Annotated in this window: 19 protein-coding genes; 11 read left to right on the top strand and 8 right to left on the bottom strand. The window is 57.2% G+C overall.

Annotated elements, in window-relative coordinates:
- Positions 1–1,039 precede the first annotated feature (1,039 nt).
- The 9 genes from PSH76_RS01600 (at position 1,040) to PSH76_RS01560 (ending at position 8,861) form a co-directional block, all read left to right on the top strand.
- Positions 1,040–1,960 (top strand): LysR family transcriptional regulator, encoded by a 921-nt coding sequence (locus tag PSH76_RS01600; protein WP_098949809.1) that lies wholly within the window; start codon positions 1,040–1,042, stop codon positions 1,958–1,960.
- A 285-nt stretch (positions 1,961–2,245) separates the two neighbouring features.
- A complete protein-coding gene (locus tag PSH76_RS01595; protein WP_032894057.1) occupies positions 2,246–3,271 on the top strand; it encodes a nucleoid-structuring protein H-NS in 1,026 nt (341 codons plus the stop codon).
- The gene (locus tag PSH76_RS01590; protein WP_305493508.1) at positions 3,268–4,458 is read left to right on the top strand and encodes an isocitrate/isopropylmalate dehydrogenase family protein; all 1,191 of its coding nucleotides are present in this window, start codon (positions 3,268–3,270) and stop codon (positions 4,456–4,458) included. The genes PSH76_RS01595 and PSH76_RS01590 overlap by 4 nt, the downstream gene beginning before the upstream one ends.
- Positions 4,442–5,155: an RraA family protein gene (locus PSH76_RS01585; RefSeq protein WP_305493507.1), complete on the top strand. Its 714-nt coding sequence runs from the start codon at positions 4,442–4,444 to the stop codon at positions 5,153–5,155. The genes PSH76_RS01590 and PSH76_RS01585 overlap by 17 nt, the downstream gene beginning before the upstream one ends.
- Positions 5,152–5,715, top strand: coding sequence for a flavin reductase family protein (locus PSH76_RS01580; RefSeq protein WP_032894061.1), 564 nt, complete (start codon positions 5,152–5,154; stop codon positions 5,713–5,715). Before PSH76_RS01585 ends, PSH76_RS01580 begins: the two co-directional genes overlap by 4 nt.
- Before the next feature lie 30 nt (positions 5,716–5,745).
- On the top strand, positions 5,746–6,108 hold the full coding sequence (locus tag PSH76_RS01575) for a hypothetical protein (protein WP_003187739.1): 363 nt from the start codon (positions 5,746–5,748) through the stop codon (positions 6,106–6,108).
- A 73-nt stretch (positions 6,109–6,181) separates the two neighbouring features.
- Entirely contained in the window at positions 6,182–7,153 is a 972-nt protein-coding gene (locus tag PSH76_RS01570; protein ID WP_003187738.1) for a nitronate monooxygenase family protein, read from the top strand.
- A 68-nt stretch (positions 7,154–7,221) separates the two neighbouring features.
- Entirely contained in the window at positions 7,222–7,995 is a 774-nt protein-coding gene (locus PSH76_RS01565; protein WP_305493506.1) for a hypothetical protein, read from the top strand.
- On the top strand, positions 7,992–8,861 hold the full coding sequence (locus PSH76_RS01560; protein WP_032894069.1) for a DUF6282 family protein: 870 nt from the start codon (positions 7,992–7,994) through the stop codon (positions 8,859–8,861). The genes PSH76_RS01565 and PSH76_RS01560 overlap by 4 nt, the downstream gene beginning before the upstream one ends.
- A 43-nt stretch (positions 8,862–8,904) precedes the next feature.
- Here the strand turns inward: PSH76_RS01560 and PSH76_RS01555 are convergent, their stop codons facing one another.
- The 4 genes from PSH76_RS01555 to PSH76_RS01540 are packed head-to-tail and all read right to left on the bottom strand — an operon-like array spanning position 8,905 to position 13,886.
- A complete protein-coding gene (locus tag PSH76_RS01555) occupies positions 8,905–10,095 on the bottom strand; it encodes an LLM class flavin-dependent oxidoreductase (protein ID WP_098949812.1) in 1,191 nt (396 codons plus the stop codon).
- A 17-nt stretch (positions 10,096–10,112) separates the two neighbouring features.
- Positions 10,113–11,351, bottom strand: coding sequence for an MFS transporter (locus PSH76_RS01550; protein ID WP_305493505.1), 1,239 nt, complete (start codon positions 11,349–11,351; stop codon positions 10,113–10,115).
- Positions 11,344–12,330, bottom strand: a complete 987-nt coding sequence (locus PSH76_RS01545) for an LLM class oxidoreductase (protein WP_056782642.1) — start codon at positions 12,328–12,330, stop codon at positions 11,344–11,346. Before PSH76_RS01545 ends, PSH76_RS01550 begins: the two co-directional genes overlap by 8 nt.
- Positions 12,327–13,886 carry an MFS transporter gene (locus tag PSH76_RS01540; RefSeq protein ID WP_032894073.1) on the bottom strand — a complete coding sequence of 520 codons (1,560 nt, stop codon included), beginning with the start codon at positions 13,884–13,886 and terminating at the stop codon, positions 12,327–12,329. Before PSH76_RS01540 ends, PSH76_RS01545 begins: the two co-directional genes overlap by 4 nt.
- 159 nt (positions 13,887–14,045) lie before the next feature.
- Here PSH76_RS01540 and PSH76_RS01535 point away from each other — a divergent pair, with 159 nt between their 5' ends.
- Positions 14,046–14,945: a LysR substrate-binding domain-containing protein gene (locus tag PSH76_RS01535; protein ID WP_003187729.1), complete on the top strand. Its 900-nt coding sequence runs from the start codon at positions 14,046–14,048 to the stop codon at positions 14,943–14,945.
- Between the two features lie 114 nt (positions 14,946–15,059).
- On the opposite strand, the gene PSH76_RS01530 is transcribed toward PSH76_RS01535, so the two are convergent.
- Positions 15,060–16,376, bottom strand: coding sequence for an OprD family porin (locus PSH76_RS01530; RefSeq protein WP_014716498.1), 1,317 nt, complete (start codon positions 16,374–16,376; stop codon positions 15,060–15,062).
- Between the two features lie 409 nt (positions 16,377–16,785).
- Between PSH76_RS01530 and PSH76_RS01525 the strand changes: the two genes are divergently transcribed.
- Positions 16,786–18,861, top strand: coding sequence for a TonB-dependent siderophore receptor (locus tag PSH76_RS01525; protein WP_305493504.1), 2,076 nt, complete (start codon positions 16,786–16,788; stop codon positions 18,859–18,861).
- 130 nt (positions 18,862–18,991) lie between these two features.
- On the opposite strand, the gene PSH76_RS01520 is transcribed toward PSH76_RS01525, so the two are convergent.
- The 3 genes from PSH76_RS01520 to PSH76_RS01510 all read right to left on the bottom strand — a co-directional run bounded on the left by PSH76_RS01520 (position 18,992) and on the right by PSH76_RS01510 (position 23,580).
- A complete protein-coding gene (locus PSH76_RS01520; protein WP_044270565.1) occupies positions 18,992–19,207 on the bottom strand; it encodes a hypothetical protein in 216 nt (71 codons plus the stop codon).
- A gap of 235 nt (positions 19,208–19,442) precedes the next feature.
- Entirely contained in the window at positions 19,443–20,549 is a 1,107-nt protein-coding gene (gene aguA / locus PSH76_RS01515) for an agmatine deiminase (protein ID WP_305493503.1), read from the bottom strand.
- A 121-nt stretch (positions 20,550–20,670) separates the two neighbouring features.
- Positions 20,671–23,580 carry an aminotransferase gene (locus PSH76_RS01510; protein ID WP_138761751.1) on the bottom strand — a complete coding sequence of 970 codons (2,910 nt, stop codon included), beginning with the start codon at positions 23,578–23,580 and terminating at the stop codon, positions 20,671–20,673.
- Positions 23,581–23,704: the final 124 nt, after the last annotated feature.

The raw sequence follows: 23,704 nt of genomic DNA, 5'->3' as shown, positions 1-23,704 counted from the left end.
CGATCTCTTTACAACACCTGCTTGACTAGCGGCATTTGCAGTGTCGCAAGTACTTCCGGGTTCTCTTGGAGAATCCGTATGACTTTGATTTGCAGACCCTTCATTACCCTCCGCAACGGCAAACGCCTTTTCGCACACGAGGTTGGTAAAACCGCGTTCTGCTTTGAGGTAGATGAAGTTCGGAAGGCGAAGCAACCAGAAGGAGCCGGTGAGCAAGGTACGCTCGACCTGACGGACGACAGCGCACCATCCAAGCCTCACTGATGTAGATAGAAAGCCCGGTAAGCTCAATCGCTTGCCGGGCTTTTTTGCTAAAATTTCTTTAGCACTGTTTTCAGCTTCCGGCCATTTTCCGCCATGGCCGCTTCCCACGCATTTATAGCAGTCAGCTCAAATTGAAAGAGTATCGAGCTTTGCCTTTTACACGAGGTCATGTGCTGTCGCTTACCCTAAGCGGTAGGGTCGTGCCCTCCATCATCCGACTATGAGGGTCTGCGATATCGAAACCTCGAGGCAGTGTAATTCCCTAAGTTCTTGTTTTAGCTTTCCTTGACTCGTTAATCATCAGAGGGGGCGCCTGAGGATAGTTTTAGAGATAGAAGTACGCGCCTATAGAAGTAAAATACTTAAAAATCAATTAGTTGTGAGAATTTTCGACTCCTGGTGCCGGCACCATATCTCGAAGCCCCGCAATGCGGGGCTTTGTGGTTTCTGCGGTTTGGAAATTAAGCACTACACTTCAGCGCACCCCGATGACGCGGTAACCTCCTATCACCGCTCCACAGCTGCCAATTGCATCGCCCCTCCCTACCAAAAAAACACAACGCGAGTCACCAAAATATCGGACAGTTTTGTCCTTTGTGATCTGACATTTGCGACGCACATAGACCCTGCGCAAACACATAACATCGACGCGATTCAGTTTCCACATTGGATCCAAATAGGACTTATCCAGCATTGAACCTGACTGGATAATTACTACGCCGTCGGTTGTGCCCGACATTTTTTTACCGTTGCTATTGATATAAGGAAATATTAAATGAATATAGCATCCAGGAATAGAATCGCGTCGAATACAGAGCCAGCTATATCCTGTCAAACAGCACATTTAAACTGGGAAGACCTTCGTTACTTTGTGGCGTTCTCCCAAGTGAACTCCTTGAGTGGAGCGGCGCGTGTCTTGGGCGTCGAGCATGCTACCGTGTCTCGACGTATCGCGGCGCTAGAAAAATCACTCAGCGTAAAATTAGTTGATCGTAGAAAGCGCCTGTACGAACTTACAACAGTCGGGCGCAAACTCGCAGACCTGGGAAAACAGATCGAGACTCAAACGGAGGCGATTGAACGCCTGGCTGTCGCGGCCGCGCAAACCCAGCAAGTTGTCGAGGTGACGGTCAGCGCCCCGCCTTCCGTTACCTCCGAGAAACTGATACCCAGCCTGGGACGTTTCCGGTCAACGCATCCGAACATAGTTTTGCGTCTTCTAGGCGATAGCCAATATTCGTCTCTGTCCAAGTGCCAGACACATCTGTGCATTCGCTTCGCCAAGCCTCGCCAAATTGGAATTGTCGCGCGCCGGATAGGTTCGGCCTCCTTTTCATTCTATGGCGCCAAGACCTATCTCCAAGACCGTTCTCCCGAGCAATATGAGTTCATCGGCTACGAAGCCGAAGCCATGACACTTCCTCAAAATGACTGGCTAAAAAAAATTGTCGGGGATCGTCCATGCGTCCTCAAAGCGAAAACGGTCGAGCTGCAGGTCCGAGCAGCCGAGGCCGGCGTGGGCATTGCGCTGCTGCCCAGCTTCGCAGTGCAACATAGCTCACAACTTTGCCGGCTTGAGCTTGCAGACCCGTTGATGGTGGACGTCTGGCTAGGGGTGCACGAAGACTTCCGTGCGATCCCCTCAATCCAGGCCGCCATGAATTACGTTGAGGCCTGCTTCTACGACAATGATTAAAGGCAACAAGCTGATCAAGCGCCCGGTGTCAGTCGGCATTGATCCAGTATGGGAAAAAATTCACAGGCACCGGTGATTAACGCACGTTTACAAAACTACACGTATTGACGAGGATCAATACCGAACACCTCAACAGGTGTTTTCAAGACCGAACTGCAATGAGTTTCGGCTGGCTCTATATACCCAACGAAGGTCACCCCTACAAAAAAAATAAAGGGGGATTAACTACCTTCGGTCAAATGTGTGCCCACCTCTTAACTGCCATCAACCGCAGGAGAAATTATCATGGGGAAAGTAAAAGTTGTGGACGTCACCCTGCGTGACGGAGGATATCGCAATAATTTCAACTTCACGGACGAACAGGCCCTGGTAATAACATCAAGCTTGGCAGAGGCCGGGATTAATGTATGTGAAGTTGGTTATTGCAGGGGGTCGTTCGCGCCCAAAGTTGAGCATGGACTGACAAGCAATATAAATGCTGAATTTATCGAGCGCGTTCGCCGGGCTGGCGGTGGCCGAATCGAGCTTGCGGTGATGGTCCACCCTAAAAACGTGGGTAACGAGGATTTCGCCATGCTCAAGGAGCAGGGCGTCTCGATGATCCGAGTCTGCTTACGCCGAGAGCAGTTGACCGAAGGGCTTGCCACGCTTTCACTCGCTCGCGATTACGGTTTCAGCGTTAGTGCAAATGTCACCCATGTGACGGCACAAACGCTCAGTGCCGTCATTGACACCTCGGTGCGCGCTGAGGGCGCTGGTGCAGACATCATCTGTTTCGCAGACTCTAATGGGCACATGCTCCCAAGCGATGTCGATCGACTGATCAGTCGCCTCTCCAACCGACTGGCAGTGCCATTGGGTTTCCACGCCCATAACAATCTTTCAATGGCTCTGGCTAACGCAGCCGCTGCCATCGAATCGGGCGCCGAGTACATCGACACGTCCATCTGTGGGATGGGGAAAGGGGCCGGCAACTTGCACTTGAGCATGCTCGTCGCCTATCTCGAGCGCATTGGCACTAATCATGGATTTGACCTCGTCAAGGTTCTTGAACTTTCGAACCTGACTGCGGCGTCTATCCCATTCAACAACATCCCAAGCCCTCTGCTGGACATCATTATGGGGGCGTACAACTTCCCGTTCGACAGTACAAAACGCATGCGAGAAACCGTCGAGCGATTTCAACTGACGTCCGAGTATCGTGCTCTTGAAATCATGCATCAACAGGATCAGGTCGCACGCCTTGCACCCAGAGCCATCGCGAATGTTTACGGTCGCGACACCATGACCGCACAGGAGATAGCTGGATGAGCGACTACCTCACACGCAAGCGTATTTGTGTGCTTCCCGGTGACGGTATTGGCATCGAAGTCATGGAGGCCGCACTGCCAGTCCTTAAGGCCTTGAACCTGCCGTTCGATCTCGAGTTCGGGGACATCGGTTGGGAATGCTGGAAGCGGGAGGGCAATACCGTTCCGGATGAAACCTGGGAAAAGATCAATCAGTGCGACGCCACCTTGTTAGGCGCCATCACTAGCAAACCCCTTGCCGAAACAGAAGCAGAGCTGCCCCCTCATCTTCAGGGGCAGAACCGCCGCTATGTAAGCCCGGTGATCCAGCTAAGGCAAAACCTGGATCTTTACGCAAACGTGCGGCCGGTCACTGACATCACGGGCGAAAATCGATTCCGTTTTGTCGTCATCCGGGAAAACACTGAAGGGCTGTACGCCGGTCTGGATTATGGACGGATACCTGATCAATTCCTGCCCTTGCTGCAAGAGCGGGAAGCATTGGGCGCGCCATGGCGTCGTGAAGGGCAGGAGGACGCGACCATTTCCGTGCGCCTACAAACGCGCAGCGGGCTTGAGCGCATCTTCGAATACGCATTTGACTATGCGTCCCGGCATGGATTCGACCGGGTCACCTTCGTAGACAAACCCATGGTACTTCGTCACAGCAGCGCTTTCACTCGAGGTGTATTTGAAAGTGTCGCCCAGGGATACCCCGGCATTGAGGGCGTAATCGAGAACGTGGACGCCGTAGCGCTTTGGATGGTGCAACGCCCGGAGCGTTTCTCCGTTGTAGTGGCTGAGAATATGTTCGGCGATATCCTTTCTGATCTCGGCGCAGGCGTCATGGGTGGCCTGGGTTTCGCCCCGAGTGGGAACTTCGGAAAGCTGGGCGCATATTTCGAGCCGGTTCACGGCAGCGCTCCGGCCCATGCAGGACTCAACAAAGCCAATCCCAGCGCGATGTTCATGACCATCGCTCTGATGCTCGAGCATCTGGGTTATCCGCAGGAAGCACACTACGTGACGACGGCGGTCAGCCGGGTGGCGCGTTCAAGCGTGCGCACCTATGACATGGGCGGTTCGCACTCCACCGCGCAGGTTGGCGAAGCCATTATTAGAGAATGCGTTTCCATGGCCGCGCTGAACTGGGCGCAACCTTGCGTTTCAACCTCACCCCAGGGAGCAACACATGCCCAAGCTCTTTGAATCGGTCCAACTCTCTCAAGCATTGCTGGACGAATGCGAACAATTGGATACCGCGTCACTGTCCGATGCCCTGGACAGCCTTGGCGTTTCTGGCGGCCTTCTGGGCATCACCACCCAAGTTCCTGGTAGTCGCTGCGTGGGCATTGCTTTTACCGTGCAGTATGAGCCGGTCGGAGATTCTCATGGGTTCAAAAATGCGGCCAATTATATTGATCAGGTCCCGCCTGGAGCCGTGATCGTCAGCTCCAATGCGGGGCGCCAAGACTGCACGGTCTGGGGCGATATCATGACGCACTTCGCCGTGGCCAGAGGCATAAAAGGCACTGTAATTGATGGAGTGGCCAGGGATATCGATACCGTCGTTAAGCTAGGGTATCCCCTGTTCAGCCGCGGACGGTTCATGCAGTCCGCAAAAAACCGAACTCAGCTCAAAGCGGTGCAGGTCTCGCTTGAGATCGGTGGCGTCACCGTCAATCCTGGAGACCTGCTGGTCTGCGATGGCAGCGGCTGCCTTGTCATTGCGCAGCATATAGCGGCCGAAGTTATTCGCCGTGCGCGTGCCGTAGAACACACCGAACGCCAGATTATCGGAGCGATAACCGCGGGGGCCTCATTAGAGGAGGCTCGCAAGACCTACCGCTACGACCAGCCTTGGCTGGGTGCTGCTCAGAAGGTAGAAGCGGAGTTCCCCCAATGAGCCTTTCGCATGAGCTATCCGCCAGCGCCAGGGTCTTGAGCGCGCCGTTGAAACCGCACTGCTTCACAGACAAGGGTTCAGTCACTCAAGAGTTCAAGAAAGCGATGCGTCGCCTGACCTCCACGGTCACTCTTATTGCGACTGAACATGAGGGCGCACCTTTTGGGATGGCTGCAACCGCCGTAACGTCGGTGTGTACAGACCCTTCCTCCATCCTTGTCTGCATTAATCACGGGGCAAGCATGTACAGGCCTCTGATTGGTCATGGAAGGTTTTCGGTGAACTTGCTTCGGGTTGGCCAAGAGGACTTGGTGAAGGTTTTTGGTGGCGCAGTCACCGGCCCTGCCCGGTTCGAGACAGCCGACTGGCAACACGCCAACGGCCTACCGTATCTGCCCAGTGCCCAGGCTTCTCTTTTCTGCACCGTTGCCCAACGCATGAGCCATGGAACCCACGAAATAATCATCGGTCACGTCGACGACCTTGTCGTGGCGCAAGACATCACTCCACTGCTCTGGCAGGACGGGAAACCCACAGGGTCCATACCCGTAATGCCTTGAACACTCGTTTTTCACTACTGGAAGATAATCATGAAAATGGAATTGTTTGATCCTCAATCTGTTTCGGATGACACCGCGATTTATCTCGTGAATGTGGTGCATGTTGAAGAAGGCGCGCAGGACCTCGCAGTGGAAATACTGGAGGACACGGTCAACTATGTTGCGCGAACGTACAGCGCCTTTCAGTGGAGCCGTTTGATGAAGAGCACAGACGGCAAGACGGTCATCAACCAGGCTCAGTGGAGCGATCGTGGGCAGTTCGAATCGCTTTTCATCGACGAAGAGTTTTTATCACGGTATTCGCGCTTGAAAGAAACCGGTACCTGGGAATATCACTTGTACACCGTCGCCACCTACATCACCCCTGCCACCGCCCGCGAAACTGTCGGCTAACTGCAATCGCATGCGCAGCGCTTGGCGCTGCGCAATACCCAAGCCTATTCAATATTCGATCAAGGAAGAAGTTATGGCCGCAATCCGTTCAGCATTGACAACCTTCTTGGGCATCCAGCACCCACTGGTCCTCGCACCGATGGGAGGTGCATCAGGAGGACACCTGGCAGCCGCCGTTTCAAACGCAGGGGGGCTAGGCCTGGTGGGAGCAAGCTACGGAGATCCTGACTGGATGGTTCAACAGTTGTCGCTCATGCAGGATTTGAACAAGCCCTGGGGCGTCGGGCTGGTCATGTTCACGGTGGCGAAACGTTTCGAGCTACTGCATTTGGCACTGGAGTTCGGCCCGCAGGTTGTAGCGCTGTCCTTTGGTGACGCTCGTCCATTTATCGAGCCCATTCATCAAGCGAACGCCAAAGTCATCGTGCAAGTACATGACGTTGACCAGGCGTTATACGCTCTCGACGCCGGCGCCGATGCATTGATCGTGCAGGGTGCAGAAGCTGGGGGGCACAGCTTGCGCAGATCCTCCATGCCTTTGTTCCCGGCAGTTCGCGATGCCGTGGGCGAGAGCGTAATCCTGATCGGAACAGGTGGGATAGCTGATGGCCGAGGAATGGCCGCCGCCATGGCACTCGGAATGGACGGGGTAATGATGGGAACGCGATTCCTGGCCTGCGACGAAGCGCTTCCCTCTGAGCGTGTGAAAAACAGGCTGCTCCACGCCGTCGCAAGCGACACCGTCAGAACTCGCATCTTTGATGATGTGCGCGGAATATCTTGGCCCGCAGAGTACAGCGGTCGGGCGATCGCGAACCAGTTTTCCGAGTCGTGGGTTGGTAACGAGCAGGCGTTCTCGCTGGCCCTTGATGAGTTGCGGCCCCAGTACGAACGGGCACTGGCAACAGACGACGTAGGGACTAAAGCGATCTGGGCAGGCGAGGTGGCCGATCTGATCAAGGACGTACAGCCGGCACGCTCGATAGTCGAGGCCACCCTCAAAGGCTATGCCGATACTGTCGCCAAGCTTGGACGCACCCTCTAAACGGACTCACGGGGCACAACCGGCCTGCTTGTAAAAGTAGGCTTTGTTATTTCTGCAGGAGCGAAACAATGAACCAGGACGTGCAATTCAAAGTGTATGGGCAAGGAAAACAGTGCGTTTTTGTACTTTCACCCGTCATGCCCACATGGGACGAGGGCGCCTTTATCGCGCCGCTGACAGGCCATTTTCTCAGCGCAGGCTATCGGGTAGTGGTGTTTGATTCGCTCTCGATACCCGTTGCCTGCGGTGAGACGCTGAACACTTTCAGTGAGCGCTGGGCTGAGTTGCTGCGACCCTGGGGCATACCCGACGTGCTTGTCGGTGTCGCCTTGGGCGGCGCGCTGGCGCTGGAACTGGTCCGTACCTCCTCGCTTGCGTCAACGGCGGCTCTGTTGCTGCTCTCTTCCCCAGCCAAAGCCGACGCTATATTGGATGCCAGGCTTGGAAGAATGGCGGAACTTGCCCGGCTTGGCCAGGTTGAAGAGGCCAAGCGTCTGCTGGATGCACTCGTCCTACCCGAAGGCAAACACCCCCAGCAAAATCCAGAAACCCAAAACAGTGTTCATCTTGAAATACAGGGGCAGCGCCTCTCAGGTGGTTTTGGGTTGTTAGCCGGTATCGATCTCAGTCACAGTCTGCTGGCATACCAAGGAAGGGTTCTGAGCGTTTTTGGCGAGCGCTCCCAACTTGTCAACCAACCGCACGTGGTACGCACCTCTGGAACCCACCAACACACACTGTGCATAAGAGCGGGAGGCATGCGGCCGTTGGCTGACGATCTCGATTCGGTTGTGAACGCTATCGACACTTTTCTTATACCTCGCTCGGAACACGCGGCATGAACGCGCTCACAGACACCAGCCATTCCCCGAACTTTATCGACCTGCACTACCACGCGAACCCGGACGCGTTCGTTCGCCGCCACGGCGCAATAGATGCCGGAAAACTGTACGCAGCGGCCAACGGCCGGGTGGTATTGAAAAACCACTTGGGCTGCACTGCCGCACAGGCCTGGGAAGCGCGCTCACAGGGTTTCCCTGTCAGTGGTTCCTTGGTTTTGAATGAGATTGCAGGCGGTGTGGACTTCAGGGTAGTGGAGCGAAGCCTGTGTATGCGCGGCGACGAACCGGGACGCTTCATTGTGCACTTCCCGACGGTGACAGGACGAAAGCACACCAGTACCCTCGCGCGAAATGTCAGCCATCCATTGTTGGTAAGTAAACCCATCAAGCCTCTGCGCGTCACAACAGACGCCGGGCGCTTGACGCCCCAGGCCCTGGACATACTCAAGATGGCGTGTGATTACCCCCTGGTCATTTCTACCGGCCACGCTGACGCTCGCGAGGTACGTGCTCTGGTAGATGAATCGGTTCGATTGGGCGTGCCGCGCCTGATGCTCAACCAGCCGGCCAATCCATTGACTGATTTGAAGGCTGCCGAGCTTTTGGAGATCGCCACGGCTCCTAACGTATTCATTGAGCAGACCGCACTCACCTATCTTTTAGGCTATCAACAAGAAGACGACTTTCGCGAGGTGCTATCGACCGTCCCCAATGTTGTCTACAGCTCGGATTTGGGCCAAACGAGCCAGATGGACGTCAACGACTGGCTCGAACAAAGCCAGCGGTGGTTTGATACGTTTGAGCTGGATAACGCTCGCCGCGTGCAAGTGACTCTTGCCAATCCGCAGAAAATGTTGGAGCTCTGAATGGGAGTTGGGCCCCCAGGTGCATTCGCCTGGGGGCCAGCGATCACACCATTTCCACAGCTTCGCGCGCCTCGTTGAGCGCGGGCGATGCATCACTGAGGAACGGCTCGCGCAAACCTGCCGCTTCCATGAGCGGTTGAACGCCCGCTACGAAGTCCTTGATGCCTTGGTGGTAGTCCAGCCAGGTGAGCGCAATGCCATCAATGCCCCAGTCTGAATATTTCTTGAAGAGCTCTACAATCTGTTCAGGCGTGCCCACTAACGGTACGCCGGCAAAACCGGCCTTGAAGTGGAAACGGAACCGAACTGCATCCTCGGGAGTGAAAATCCCGGTCTGAATGCCCAACTCGGTCGTGATGATGTCGCACCCTTCATCGTCGCCCATTTGGTTGGCGTAATAATCCAGGTACGCCTCGGCTTCTTCCTGAGTGTCTTTTTGAACAACGTAGCCATAGCACCAGATCTTGAGGTCTCTGCCGAACTCATTTTTGGCCAGATCCTTGTAGGACGCGATCTGTTCACGCACCGCCGCTTCGCCATCCAAGTGCTTGATGATCAAGAACGCCGCATCACAATGTTCTGCACAAAACCTTTTTCCACGTGGGGAGCCGCCAGCGTTGATAAGGTAGGGCTTGTTGAGTGGCTGTGGCTGGGAGATCGCGTCGCAGATCGTGAAGTACTCACCTTTGAAATCAAAAGGCGTCTGCTGCTGCCAGGCGTTCTGCGCGATGTGCAACCACTCCTCAGCGTAGTCATATCGCTTGTCGTGTTCCATCATGTGACCGCTGAACATCCTCATCTCAGCGCCGTACCAGCCACACAAAATATTCAGGCCAAATCGTCCGCCGCTGATGTGGTCAATCGTAACCGCCTGTTTGGCGGCAAACAGAGGGTGCACAGTGGGTAAGTGCGAGGTGGTGAACACTGCGATCTGATCGGTCAATGCGGCGATGCCCGCCGCCCAAGTGTAAGTCTCGTAACACACGCCACCGGTGTTGTTGGCACCACCAAAGCCTTTCCAACGGCCTACCGGAATGAACGCTTCAAACCCTGCCCGGTCCGCGTCTTTTGCAATTTCCAGATTGCCCGCCCAGTCATCCCCGCGAATCCGCTCGGGCGCATTAGTCACCGTACAGCCGCCCTCGGTGTTCGTAGAAAATACCCCTAGTTGCATCTTGTTACGACTGACACGCATTGGATTAGGTTTTACAGGGGTGGACTTTGTCGTGCGCATGATGACCTCCCAGGTCGTCAGTAGTGGTGAACTTCTTGCTTATTTCTCGCAACAAACCAGGCGGCGAGCAGGGCACAGCTAGCGAGCAGACCCGCCAGCGTATAAGCGCCGAAGGCCAAGTCAGTTCGATCGATCAGGAAACCTGTTGCTACAGGCAGCAGACCTGCAGGGACATAGCCCCCCATATTGAGCAATGCGTTAGCCTGCGCTCGCTTGTTGTCCGATATCCTTAACGCGATTAACGTCAATCCTCCCAACTGCCCCAGCCCCTGACCCGCACCCGCTAGCAAGGCGGCGATAATCAGGACGACGGGAGAGGAAATCGCTATCGCAGTGCAGATACCCAGCATCGAGAAGAAGGTCGCAGTGGCGCTGAAATAGAAGATATGTTCCACAGTGCGTCGGCGCAGCGCCATCTGGACGACGAAAGCCGAGATGAACATTAGAAACGCAGTGGCTCCTGCCATCAGCGGCGTCTTGATGTTAAGCAGACTTGCCAATAGCGATGGCCCTAACGACAAGACAAATGAGGTCGCTGTAATACCAGGACCGAACAGCGCGATCCCTAACAGTATGTGAAGGCGATGATGTCGCTCGACCGAAGGGAACCTCCATTTTGCATGGCCTCTTGGCCGGGCCTTATTGGCTTCGTCTGGCATCGTCCAGGCGATCAGGAAAGCGAGTGCAAGTATCCCAAGCTCCAAGGTAAACACCTTTTCGATCGGCTGACTTGCAAACGTGGCAAAGCTGCCAGCCAGCAAGGGCCCGAGACCTGCTCCCAGCACCATTGACATCGAGGCCACTAACGAAGCTAACCTTCGCCGCGGTAGACCTCCTTGATCCACCACACTTGCCATCCCCGCCGAGACAATGATCCCTACGGCAATACCTGTAAGCAGCCTTGCGAACAGCAAACTCTCCACCGATTCGGCGGACTTGAATAACCATGCAGCCGACATCGCGCAGACCAGGCCTGGCAGGAGTACCACCCTGCGACCGTAGCGGTCAGAGACTTGCCCGGCAACCAGCAAACTGAGCAATAGCCCCAGGATATAGGCCGCGAATATTAACGTGAGGGTCGAAGATGCAAACCCGAGTTGCCCCTGCCACACGACATAGAGCGGGGTCGCGGTATTGGACAGAATAAACACCGACACCACCATCCAACCCGCCAGCCACATACGTAGCGGACTGCGTGGGACAACCATGCCTTGATTCAACAAGTCCTGAGCTGACGGCGCGTTTTGTTCAGACAAGGTTTGCTCCCTGGGCTGGAAAATGCGGCAGCACATATTCTGCTAGCTCCTGTAAGACATCTTTGGCAGGGCGACGTAACGGCTTCAGGTTCAAGGCGACATGTGAAACACCTTGCGCTTGTTGTCGCTCCCACAAATCAATAAGCGCATTGCGTCCGGTGCTTATGCCTCGCCCCACCTTCAACGGAGCGTCGGGATTTTCTTCCAGATTGAAGAATGTCGCATAACCATATGGCTTGAACGTTCCTGGCGCAGAACAAGACCGCCACTGCTCAATCAAATTGGGCAGGCTGCCAAAGTCACTCTGGTGCCAGAGCCATCCATCCATATTCGACGCCAACCACTTCATGTCTTGACCACAACGGCCAACGGCAAGCATCGGCATTGCCGTAGACCAGGGTTTTGGAAGCAAATCCAGGGTGCCGTCGAGCCTGCCATAGTGGCAAAACTCGTACGTGGGAAACGCCTGTTGGGTCGCTATACGCAGGACTTCGCAACCCTCCCTGAAACGCTCCGCACGATTGTCGAACGCCCGGCTGAACGCTGGGTATTCGCTGGGCCGATCACCCGTTGAGAGCCCAAGGAGAAAGCGTCCCTGCAGTAACACATCAAGGGTCGCGGCTTGCTTGGCAACCATCAAGGGATCGCGCAACGTCAACACCACGCCGGCAGTGCCGATGCAGATACGTTGAGTAACCACGCCTAAGTGAGCGGCGTACACCAGCGGATCGAACATCTGCCCCGCGTCCCCGAACTCAGGGTCCAGCAAGGGCACGTCGCGCAGCCATATCGCGGAGAAACCCGCGATGTCGGCTTGGCGCGCCAGATCGACATGATCTTGCATGGTCGGTGCCATGCGATCGGGATACCCTTCCAGCGGCGCGATCAGCCCAAACGTAAGATGGCCAGGCGCAAACACACGTGAAAATGCAGGGTGAGTTCGATTGGAATCGTCGCTCGTTTGCATCTGGCCAATCATTCGCCGTCACCCACGATCACCGGGCGGACTGCTTCGGCCGGTTGATGATCATGCGCGCTGACTCGACCCAGTGTTGCGTACACCGCAATGGCCGTCAGTACGCTACCAGCTCCAAGGATGAACAGCAGGTGCCGAAACCCTTTCGCATACTCGAAGCGCAACAGCTCCGACTGCCCTGGCAGCTGATTACCTGCGCTGTGCAGATCGCCGAGCGCTGCCCGGCTGGAGGCCCCCATAATCTGATCCACAGCAAAATGGGTAGCGGCGTCGAACAGCCCCCATTGAATGAACGTCGCCAGCAACGCACCGGCGATGGCGATCGCTATTCCGTCGGCGGACACACGAACAGCGTTGAAAATGCCAGTCGCCATTCCCGCACGTTCTTTCTCCACCACGCTGACGGCCATCCCATCCATCAACCCCCAAGGCAGGCCAATGCCGATACCGATCAGCGCCATGGGCATCACTGCATTGCTGGCACCACTATCGAGCACAACACCCAGCCAGAACAGCCCGGCAGCCACCAACACCAGCCCGACTGCCGAGAGCATCCCTGAGGTGTAGTGACGCGCGAGCTGGGCCGCTAGAAACGGTACAAACAACAACGGTGCAGCCAACGCAATCATCATTTTTCCGGTTTGCAGGGCACTGAGTCCATCGACCCCGATAAATCGCGCCGGCAGCATGATAATGAGCACGACAAAAAAGAACGCCGGGCTGGCTGCAAGAATCTGCACGCCTACGAATTTGGCTTGTTTGAACAATGAAAGGTCGAGCATCGGGCTACTGACACGACGCTCAATGGCCACGAAGATCATGAACAGAACGATCGCGCCAGCGACACAGCCCAACACGATGGGACTGGCCCAACCATCCTCTGGCGCGAGAAGGACGCCATAGGTAAACAACGTCAATGCGGCCGTAAAGCTCAGAGCTCCCGGCCAATCCATACCGTTGTTAGCCGGATCTTTAGAGTCCGTCGCACTCACGCACACGAGCACGAAGCCCGCGATGCCTATCAATGCAGTAGCATGGAACGTCCACTTCCAACCAGCCGAGTCGACTAATACTCCCGCGGCCAGCGGGCCGAAGGCTAGCCCAATGCCGAACGTCGTACCGAGCAGACTGAATACTTTGGTGCGCTCCGCGCCGTGGAACACCTGGGCCAATGACGACATGGCGCCAGCGAACGCCGCTGCTCCGCCCAACCCCTGCACAAGGCGCAGGATGTCGATCTGCAAAACAGTCGAAGAAAAGGGAATAGCGACGGTAGACAACACGAAGATGACCAGGCCAATCAGCCATACCCGCTTGCGTCCATAGATATCCGTCAGGCTCCCCGCCGCCATCATGGCGCTGCCATAAGTAAGGATATAAGCGTTGACCACCCAACTGAGCTCTACAGCAGATCCACCCATGGCAGCACTGATGGAAGAGAGCACTACGGCTGGCCCGGTAAAGCAAAGCGGAATGAGTACGCCTGTGAGGCAAGCTGCGAAAAGCTGCAGCCACTTCAATAACGGGGGAGCCGTCTGAGCGCTGTGTGTTGAGTTCATCTGAATGGTTCCTTCATTGATATGCGCAGGTGTCGGTCCTTCGCGCACAGTTGTCTGCGGTGATCGGCCCATCCAAAGGTTAGGGCTTGCGTCTCCAAACAAAAACAGGCCTATAATCCGAACATATCGGACTCTGGTGTCCGCAGTGAGGGCCATCCGTTGGAGTCGCTTGGCAGCATTTCATTATTTGTATTGGTGGCTGAGACTCGAAGCTTTACCCAGGCAGGGAAACGATTGGGCATCTCTTCGTCGGGCGTCGGTAAAAGTATTGGTCGGCTGGAGGACAGGCTCGGGGTACGTCTTTTCCAGCGCAACACGCGAAGCATCGCCCTGACGCTGGAAGGCTCACTGTTTCTTGAACGCTGTCGACGAATACTTTCAGAGCTTGAAGCTGCAGAAATGGAGCTGAGCAACGCACGTGAAAAACCGAGGGGCAAATTGCGAATCAGCCTGCCGCTCGTCAGCGGCCTCGTCATGCCGGCAATCATTCAGTTCATGCGCACCTACCCGGAAATAGAACTCGACATCGACTTTTCTGATCGCATGGTCGACGTTATCGAGGAAGGTTTTGACGCCGTGTTACGCACAGGCGAGCCCACTGACTCGCGGCTGATCTCTAAACGGCTGGGAGGCTTCCAGTTGCAGATTGTGGCGTCTGCTGCCTATCTCGCAGCGTATGGAGTACCCAAACGCCCAGCGGATCTGGCCATGCATTCATGTCTGCTGCACAAGTTTCCTTCGACGGGAAAGGTGGAACCTTGGCCTTTACGCGTTGCGGCTGGAGAGCCGGATTTCGAGCTGCCTCAAACAATGGTGTGCAACACGACTGAAGTGATTGTCGATGTGGCTCGTTCAGGTTTGGGCGTTGCCTGCCTGCCTGATTTCATGACGACCCAATCCATCAAGAACGGCGAATTGGTGCAAGTGCTGACGGACTATACGGTTCATACCGGAGTCTTTCGGCTTGTATGGCCTTCCAGCAAACACCTTTCACTGAGGCTGCGAGTCTTCATAGACTTTATGCACAGTCAGCTATTTAACAGCGCCTTGAACGAATAATAAGCGGGTGGCGTATGTGCACCTCCAAGTCACCCGCTTAGCCGGCGCGCAATAAAAAACCCCGAACCAGTCGGGGTTTTTTATGGCCTGGCATCAGGCACGACATTCGATCAATTAGAAAACGTTGATCGGGTAGTCGGCGAACAGACGGATTTCGTTACCGCCTACGTTGTACTCGCTGGCGTTGTTGGAAACGCGCAACCACGAGGCACGGGCACGCAGGCTCAGGTCTTTGGCTGGGCCGCTCTGTACCACGTACTTGAACTGGTTCCAGATTTCACGCTCGGTACCATCGCCACGGTTGGTACCGTCGTCGATGTTGGTGCCGCGCACGTAGGCAATGTTGTAGGTCAGGCCCGGTACGCCGAAGGTGGCGAAGTCGATGCCATAACCTGCTTGCCAGGAGCGCTCGTCCTTGCCGTTGAAGTCGGACCAGTAGGAGTTGGCCAGCAAGATGGTATTGCCGCCGTCGCCGATACCGCCTGCGTTGCGGTAGCCGCCGTACAGGTAGCCAGTGTCACCGGTGCTGCGCTGGTGAGCGATGGTGAAGCTGTGCGGGCCAACGGCCCACGTGGCGCCCAGGCTCCAGATTTTGTTGTCGCGCGCGTCAGCGTCTTTTTGGTTTTCCAAGGCGAAGCTGCGATCCAGCTTGGTCTTGTAGCCATTGAAGTCAAATGTCAGCGACTGCTGCTGCGGCAAGGCCAGCACGTAGTTGACGTTGACGTATTGCTTCTTCAACACGTCCTGCATGTCGGAGGCGTACAGGGCAGCCGACAGGCTTTCGGTGAATTTGTAGCTACCACCGATATAGTCGATGCTTTTCAGGCGGCCGCTGTCGGTACCTTCCATGCTCTTGCGCGCTTCTTTGGTGAAATGACCCGCGTCCAGTTGCAGACCGGCGATCTCTTTAGAAACGATCGAAGTACCGGTGTAGGTTTCCGACAACAGGCGAGAGTTGTCGTACTGCAGCACAGGCACAGCCGGGAACTGATCACCGTACTTGAGTACAGTGTTGGAAACGCGGAACTTCACGGCAGCGCCGCCTTTGGCCAGGTCGTGTGGTGCCGAGCCTGGGTTTGGCTTGCCGTTGTCATCAAGAGTGCCGTTGCCCTGCTTGAAGAAGTCGATACCGCCGGCGCCAGCGCGACCTTTACCACCGTCCAGGCGGATAGCGTATTGGCCAATCACATCCACACCCACACCTACAGTGCCTTGGGTGAAGCCGGACTCGAACTTGCCGATGAAGCCTTGGCCCCATTCAGCTTTGTCCTGCTTGCCGTTTTTGTAGTCACGGCTGATGTAGGCGTTACGTGCTGCGATGTTCAGGTGGCTGTCTTCAACGAAACCCTTGGATTGCTCCTGGTCGTTTGCCATTGCTGTCGATGCGCTCAAAATCCCCAGAGCGATCAGACTCATCCGTTGCTTCAACATTTTCTTATATTCCTTATTACGGGTTGAGTACGCGCTGTGACACCAGGCTCCTATTGCTTTTTCTGGTGTCGACTTTGCCGGCAAAAAAGAAGGCCCGCGGACGACTGAATTGCCGCGGGCCTTTTTTTATTGGATTAGTCATGGTGGTTAGCCACAGGCGTTGGGCGCAATCCTATGCGGGCGTTGAACTATGTGTCAATTTCGTGAATCGTCTGTATTTAGGCGATATTCGTCTAAGCGGCTAGGTGAAGCGCGGGAATGAAAGCCTGAAAAGCGCCTTGAATCCCCCTCGAAACACATTAAGTAACAAATCCGACAGGGCGTGCGTTAGGGAATAGATAACACGCGCAAATGCAAAGCATTACCATTCGCGCACAATTTTCCTGCCACATCATTTGGATACACTCCCATGCCTGCCCCTCGCCTGACGCCCCTCTCCCTTGGGCTCTCTGTTCTGCTGTCTGCCGGTTTTGCCAGTGCGGCCACGGTCTTGCCCGAAACCTCGATCAGTGTGGAAGCAGACGAAGACGACCCACGGGTCAAGGAGACCAGCACCGCCACACGCACCGCGACGGCTGTTCGCTATGTGCCCCAGGCGATCGACTCAGTCAAAACCGAAAGCCTGCGTTCCTATGGCACCAACGACCTGGGCCAGGCCTTGAGCGGTATCCCCAACGTCAGCAGCGGCGCGGATACACGCTTTGACAGCCTGCGCATACGCGGCTTCGACGCCAGCAATGACTTCTATCTGGATGGCATTCGCGACGACAGCCAGTACGTGCGCGACCTGCATAACATCGAGCGTATCGAAGTGCTCAAGGGGCCGGCCGCCGTGCTTTACGGGCGAGGCGGCCAGGGCGGGATCGTCAACCGGGTGAGCAAAATGCCCACCCCAGGGCAAAAGTCCAGTATCGAAGCCCAAGGCGGCAGCAACGATTTGCGCAGCCTGTATGCCGACCTGAGCACCGACCCCACCGACAACATCAGCCTGCGCCTGAACATGGGCAACCAGGACAACAACAGCTTTCGCGATGGCGTCAGCGGCAACCGCCAGTTGTTCGCGCCATCGATGAGCTGGCAGCTCACTCCAGAGCTGAACTGGCTGGTGCAATACGAATACAGCCGCTACAACCGCACCCCAGACCGTGGCATTCCGGGCGTCAACGGGCGCCCGGCGGATGTGAGCCGCAGCACCACTTACTTTGACCACGGCGATTACATCGACGATAAATCCCAGTCCCTGCGTTCCAAACTCGCCTACGAGCTCAACGCCGACTGGCAACTGCGCCACACCCTCGGCGTGTTCAAGCTCGACAGTGATTTCGACAATACCTACCAGACCGGCTATGACCCGAAAACCAACACCGTCACCCGCCAACACTGGCAGCAGGACCTGACCACCCGCAACGTGTTCAACAACCTCGAGCTGGAAGGCGGTTTCGACACCTTTGGCCTGGAACATCGCCTGCTCACCGGCATTGAGCTGGGCAGCCAGCGCCGCGATCCGAAGCTGTACTCCGCTCGGGATGGCAGGACAGTGCCGAGCCTGGACCTCAACCAGCCCAATCGCCGCCTGAGCCACACCGGGAGCATGCGACTGTCGAGTAACAACCACACCGAAGTCGAAAGCCGCGCCCTGTACGTGCAGGACCAACTGCGCCTGAACGACCAGTGGCAACTGCTGGGCGGGCTGCGCTACGACCGTTTCGAAGTGGACACCACCAACAAGCTGCTCGACATCCAACAGAACGTGAAAAGCCACAGCACCAGCCCACGCGTCGGCCTGGTGTGGACGCCCTTGGAGCACCACTCGTTCTATGCCTCGTGGAGCAAGACCTTCTCGCCAGCCGGCGGCGGCCTGATCGGCATCACGCCGAACGCCACCGGCAACGCCAACGACCTGAGCCCGGAGCTGACCAAGCAAAAGGAAATCGGCGTGAAGAGTGACTGGTTCGACGAGCGCCTGAGCACCACCCTGGCCGTGTACGAGCTGGAACTCTACAACCGCCGCACCAGCGACCCGCTGGACCGCACCATTACCTTGCTCACCGGCGAACAACGCTCACGCGGCGTGGAGCTGACCGCCACCGGCAAGATCGTCGATAACTGGTATGTGCGCGGCGGCGTGGGCGTGCAGGACGCCAAGGTCGAGAAAGACAACAATGGCTTTGAAGGCAAACGAATCAGCGACGTGGCCAAGCGCAACGCCAGCCTGTTCATCACCTGGAAACCAGAGATGGGCTGGTACGCGGAAACCGGTTTGACCCTGGTGGGTGATCGTTATGCCGACAACCTCAACACCGTGGTGCTGCCGGGTTATGGCCGCTGGGACGCGCTGGCCGGGTTCCGTCAGAAAGAATGGGACGTGCGGGCAGCACTGAACAATATCGCCGACAAAAACTACTACGCCTCAGCGACCAGTGCGGCGCAGATTCAACCGGGTGAGCCGCGAAGTCTGGTGGTCACCGGTACCTACAGCTTCTGACATAGCTCATGTGAAATACGGTTTGTGTGGGAGCTGGCTTGCCTGCGATTGCGGTGGGCCAGCATCCCCTCTGTCGGCTGATACGCCGCTATCGTAGGCAAGCCTGCCACCTTTAGATTTCGGCGTTCTGTCAGTTGCTCATCAACTCGCACAACGCCTGCACCTCATCCTCCGTGAACAACCCCACCGGGTAGCGCTCACTCATCACGCTACGCAAGTCAGGCGCTTGCCTGACCTGTCGCGAGCCGTTTGCCTTCAACCAGAGGGCCAACGCATGGATCGCATCACCGTCGACCCGCAAAGGGTGGAACGTACGCGTGTTCATCAGGTGGACATCGGCATTCATTTCAGCGCTCTCTCCTACTGCGTGAGCGGCTAACTTACTCAAGGTTTGTGACAGAACTGCGCGGTCATCCCCCTTGGGCCACTGTAACCACAGCGATACAAGAGCTATGCCAATGTGCCGTGTTCATTGGCATACAGGCATGAAAAAGCCCGCGACCGGGCTGGGTCGCGGGCTTGCGGGGAGCACTGCAATGGCGCAGTGCTCGTACGCCATCAAGGCGCTGTTACAACTGCACTCACTTTCGCTGCGGGGCTGGCTGCTGTTGGGTCAGGCAATGGATATTGCCCCCACCCAGTAACAGTTCGCGTCCCGGCACCATCACCACTTCATGTTGTGGGAAGAGGTTCTGCAGGATTTGCTTGGCCTGGTCGTCCAACGGGTCATCGAAGCTCGGCGCGATGATGCCGCCGTTGACGATCAGGAAGTTGACGTAGGAACCGGCCAACCGCACGGTCGGATTACGCTCCTGGCTGCCGTCAACCAGGTCTACGCCGGCGCATTCCTCTTCGGAGGCATACAGCGGACCCGGGATCGGCATTTTATGCACGATGAACGAGCGGCCCTGGGCATCGGTGCTGCTTTGCAGCACGTCCAAGGCTGCGTGGCAGCGTGGGTAGTTCGGGTCTTGCGGGTCATCGGTCCAGGCCAACAGCACTTCGCCCGGGCGCACGTAGCAGCAGAAGTTATCCACATGGCCGTCGGTTTCGTCGTTGAACAGGCCGTCCGGCAACCAGATGATCTTATCCACAGCCAGGTTATCGCTGAGCACCGCCTCAATGGCCGCACGATCAAGGTGCGGGTTACGGTTGCGGTTCAACAGGCACTCTTCGGTGGTGATCAGGGTGCCTTCGCCGTCGACATGAATCGAACCGCCTTCAAGCACAAAGCCTTCAGTGCGGTAACGCGGTGCGCGCTCCATCTCGAGGATCTTGCCTCCCACCTGGGAATCGCGGTTCCACGGCGAATACAAGCCGCCGTCAAAACCACCCCAGGCGTTGAAGTCCCAGTTCACACCCCGTACTTCACCACTGCCGTTGATCACGAAAGTGGGGCCGGTGTCGCGAACCCAGGCGTCGTCATTGGACATTTCCACCAGGCGGATATTGGGTACATCCAGGCGGGCACGGGCGTTTTCATACTGGCCGGCGGAAACCGCGACAGTCACCGGCTCAAAACGCGCGATGGCCTTGGCCACCGCCACATGGGCCGCCTGCGCAGGCTTGCCGCCCAGACGCCAGTTGTCTGGGCGCTCGGGCCAGATCATCCAGGTCTGGGTCTGGGCCGCCCATTCGGCAGGCATGTGAAAGCCATCGGCGCGAGGTGTACTGTGCAGGGTGGTCATGGCGATCAGGGCTCCGAATGGGGTGAAGGGCAACTTTATAATGGATAAAAATCGGCTTTAATAGCCTAAAAAAATGATAGGTACTCGGATTTGCGAAAAATAGCCGATAACCATCGATAAATCACAGTTGCTCATCCAGCACTTTCGACAGCATGTCCACAAAGAAATCCACGCTGCGCCGGGAAGTGACCATCGGCGGCTTGATCTTGAGGATATTCAGGTAATCCCCGGTAGGCTGCATGAAAATCCCCAACTCACGCAGGCGATCACACAACAAGGCGGTTTCCGCCGTCGCAGGTTCGAGGGTATGGCGATCACGCACCAGTTCAAGGCCCAGATAGAATCCCGAACCGTGTACAGCACCGACGAGTGGATGGCGGTCGATCAATTCCTCCAGTCGTGCCTTGAAATGCCCGCCTACCACTTGGGCGTTTTCCCAGAGCTTTTCCTCCGCCATCACGTCCAGCACTGCCATCCCGATCCGGCAGCTGACCGGGCTGCCTCCCGATGACGAGAAGAAGTAACCCTCGGCCTCCAGCGCCTCGGCAATTTCTCGGCGGGTGATCACTGCGCCCAACGGCTGGCCGTTGCCCATGCCTTTGGCCATCGTGATGATGTCGGGCACCACTCCCTGCTGTTCAAACCCCCAGAAGAAATGCCCCATGCGGCCGTAACCCACCTGCACCTCGTCGGCGATGCACACGCCACCCTGGGCACGGACCAAGCCATACACCTGTTTTAGGTAACCCGCTGGCAGGGAGATGCCGCCGGCATTGCCGTACACCGGCTCACAGATGAACCCGGCCAATTGACGCCGGCTCGCGGCGATTTTCGCCAGGTTATGCTCCACGCTTCGTACATAGTCCGGCGCGCTGTCCGGCCCACGGAACTCACCACGGTAAGTATTGGGCGCGGTCACCGGGTGCACCCAATCCGGGCGGCTGCTCAAGGCCTGGGGGTTATCGGCAATCGACGTGGACACGGCATCCGCCGCCACCGACCAGCCGTGATAGGCCTCCAGCACGCTGAGCATGTCGCGCCCGCCGCTGTAGGCCCAGGCCAGGCGAATCGCCAGGTCATTGGCCTCGGTGCCGCTGTTGACCAGGAACACCCGGTCCATGCCCTCCGGCGCCAACGCCAGCAAGCGCTCGGAGAACTCGGCAATTGCCGCATAGTGAAACCGCGAGTTGGTGTTGAGCAACGACCACTGCCGCGCTGCCACTTCAGCCATGCGCGGGTGGCCATGGCCCAGCACGGCCACGTTGTTGAGCATGTCCAGGTAGGATCGGCCCTGCATATCGATCAGGTGGTTACGCCAGCCACGCTCGATACGCGGTGGGTCGGCGTAGTAGTGCTTCTGGGAGCGGGCAAAGCTGGCATCCCGCCGGGCCAGCAGGGCCTCTGGGTCCAGTTCCGGCTCCGCATCACAGGCCAGGCCCAACAGCGCCGCGGGCGACGGGCACAACGCCTGCCACGCCAACGCCCGGGAAGGTGTGCAGAACAGCGGTGGCTCAAGGTCGGCGCGGCATAACTGCACGGTCAACGGCGCCTGAACCTCGCCCAGCACCTGCCCTTTGACCAGCGTTGCGCCGGGCTTGAGTGATGTGCGTACGCCCCACAGGCGCAGGCTCAGCCCACTGCTATGCAAACACAGTAAGCCGTCGGTGCCTTCGCGCAGCGTTCCCGCAAAGGGCGCCTCCAAAACCGTGCCGTGGGGCAGATGCAGTTCGACATGCAGGGGGAAGGTCTCGGGCTCTAGCGCACTGTCGGGACGGGTGCGCGACAAGCGGTATTGTCCATAACGACTGGCCGCCAGCCCATGCACCGTCGCTGCTTCATCCAGCAAGCGCCGATCTATGCCGGGAGTCTCCCAATTGCCAGCCTCGAAATGCGGGCTGAGTACGCCCAGGTCGATCAGGGCGAACTCGCGCCCCACCAAGCCTGGCAATAAAGGCGCGAAGTCTTGGGTGGCGACGGGCGGTAGTGTCTCGCCGACGCTGCTGAGAATCGCCGCTTGCATGAGTTCAAAGGACACCGACGTGGCGATATCGAAAATTTCCCACTCGTGTTCGGCGTTTTTCTTCAGATAAGCGTTATCCGGGTCCAGGCGTTGCTGCTGCTCACTGCTGAGCACCAACACCGCCGCGCGGCCGACGATCAACGGCCACAGCACTTCTAACTCTTCGCGCTGCAACGGCGTGACCGCGTGACAGGCCTGGATCGCCGGCAACAGGGCAAACGGATCACCGTCGGCATGGTGCAACAGCGACGCGCAGGTCACAGACAGGTCGGTAATTCGCCAGGTGCGCGCCAGATCACCAAAATCGATCACGCCTTGAATACGCCAGTGCCGCTGGGTATCACGCTGCCACACCACGTTGTCATCGGTGATGTCCATGTGCACCGCTTGCCACGGCAGGCGTGCCGCCAACGGCTGGACATGCGCCTCGACCTGCCTGGCCACCTGCTCCAATGCGGCACGGTGCGGCAGATCGGGCAAGGTCGCCAGCAGGTGGATGATCAATGCCTGGGCGTGGCGCGGGTCCCATTGCAGGGTGCGCTCCAGGCCAGGGTGTTCGAAACCTGCCAGCGCGTGGCTCATTTGCCCGCACAACTCACCAAAGCCTTCGATCACGGCACGGCTCAGGTGGGGCAAATGCGTCAGGGGCTGGCCGTCGATGTAGTCCAACAGCCGCAGGTGCAGGGTTTGGCCATCGACGTTGACCGTCAGCAACTCCTCGCCTTTCACGGTCTGGATGACCTTGGGCACGCGCAAGCCGGCATGCGTACCCAGGTTGTTGAGGGCCGTATGCTGGGCCTGGAGTTCAACCGCGGCGTAGTCACCCCGGCAGATCTTCAGAACGAAACGGCCCCGCGTGCTGTCAATTCTGTAGTTGAGGTCTTGTTGACTGCCCAATGAGCGTAATTTGCCCGCCAATCCATAGTGTCGATCGAGCAGGTGTGCTGCCTGCTCGGGGGTGACTTGTGGGCAAGGCAAGCTGGCACGGTGGGTCAACGTGGCTAACGACATTGTGACGACCTTTGATTTTTCAGGCGTCTATATCGCCATTGTTCTGTGGCGTTAATCAACCCCTTCTGCTCACGGCACTTGCGCCGGCCCGATTCACAACTCAAGCTATGCTACTTTCGCCCAG

The sequence above is a fragment of the Pseudomonas sp. FP215 genome, assembly GCF_030687795.1.
GTDB classification, from domain to species: Bacteria; Pseudomonadota; Gammaproteobacteria; order Pseudomonadales; family Pseudomonadaceae; genus Aquipseudomonas; species Aquipseudomonas salmasensis.
This window is presented reverse-complemented; position numbering and strand designations above follow the sequence as displayed.

Coding starts and splice junctions, on each gene's coding strand:
- PSH76_RS01600 (WP_098949809.1), top strand. CDS start 1,040: ATGAATATAGCATCCAGGAATAGAATCGCGTCGAATACAGAGCCAGCT.
- PSH76_RS01595 (WP_032894057.1), top strand. CDS start 2,246: ATGGGGAAAGTAAAAGTTGTGGACGTCACCCTGCGTGACGGAGGATAT.
- PSH76_RS01590 (WP_305493508.1), top strand. CDS start 3,268: ATGAGCGACTACCTCACACGCAAGCGTATTTGTGTGCTTCCCGGTGAC.
- PSH76_RS01585 (WP_305493507.1), top strand. CDS start 4,442: ATGCCCAAGCTCTTTGAATCGGTCCAACTCTCTCAAGCATTGCTGGAC.
- PSH76_RS01580 (WP_032894061.1), top strand. CDS start 5,152: ATGAGCCTTTCGCATGAGCTATCCGCCAGCGCCAGGGTCTTGAGCGCG.
- PSH76_RS01575 (WP_003187739.1), top strand. CDS start 5,746: ATGAAAATGGAATTGTTTGATCCTCAATCTGTTTCGGATGACACCGCG.
- PSH76_RS01570 (WP_003187738.1), top strand. CDS start 6,182: ATGGCCGCAATCCGTTCAGCATTGACAACCTTCTTGGGCATCCAGCAC.
- PSH76_RS01565 (WP_305493506.1), top strand. CDS start 7,222: ATGAACCAGGACGTGCAATTCAAAGTGTATGGGCAAGGAAAACAGTGC.
- PSH76_RS01560 (WP_032894069.1), top strand. CDS start 7,992: ATGAACGCGCTCACAGACACCAGCCATTCCCCGAACTTTATCGACCTG.
- PSH76_RS01555 (WP_098949812.1), bottom strand. CDS start 10,095: ATGCGCACGACAAAGTCCACCCCTGTAAAACCTAATCCAATGCGTGTC.
- PSH76_RS01545 (WP_056782642.1), bottom strand. CDS start 12,330: ATGATTGGCCAGATGCAAACGAGCGACGATTCCAATCGAACTCACCCT.
- PSH76_RS01540 (WP_032894073.1), bottom strand. CDS start 13,886: ATGAACTCAACACACAGCGCTCAGACGGCTCCCCCGTTATTGAAGTGG.
- PSH76_RS01530 (WP_014716498.1), bottom strand. CDS start 16,376: ATGTTGAAGCAACGGATGAGTCTGATCGCTCTGGGGATTTTGAGCGCA.
- PSH76_RS01525 (WP_305493504.1), top strand. CDS start 16,786: ATGCCTGCCCCTCGCCTGACGCCCCTCTCCCTTGGGCTCTCTGTTCTG.
- PSH76_RS01520 (WP_044270565.1), bottom strand. CDS start 19,207: ATGAATGCCGATGTCCACCTGATGAACACGCGTACGTTCCACCCTTTG.
- aguA (WP_305493503.1), bottom strand. CDS start 20,549: ATGACCACCCTGCACAGTACACCTCGCGCCGATGGCTTTCACATGCCT.
- PSH76_RS01510 (WP_138761751.1), bottom strand. CDS start 23,580: ATGTCGTTAGCCACGTTGACCCACCGTGCCAGCTTGCCTTGCCCACAA.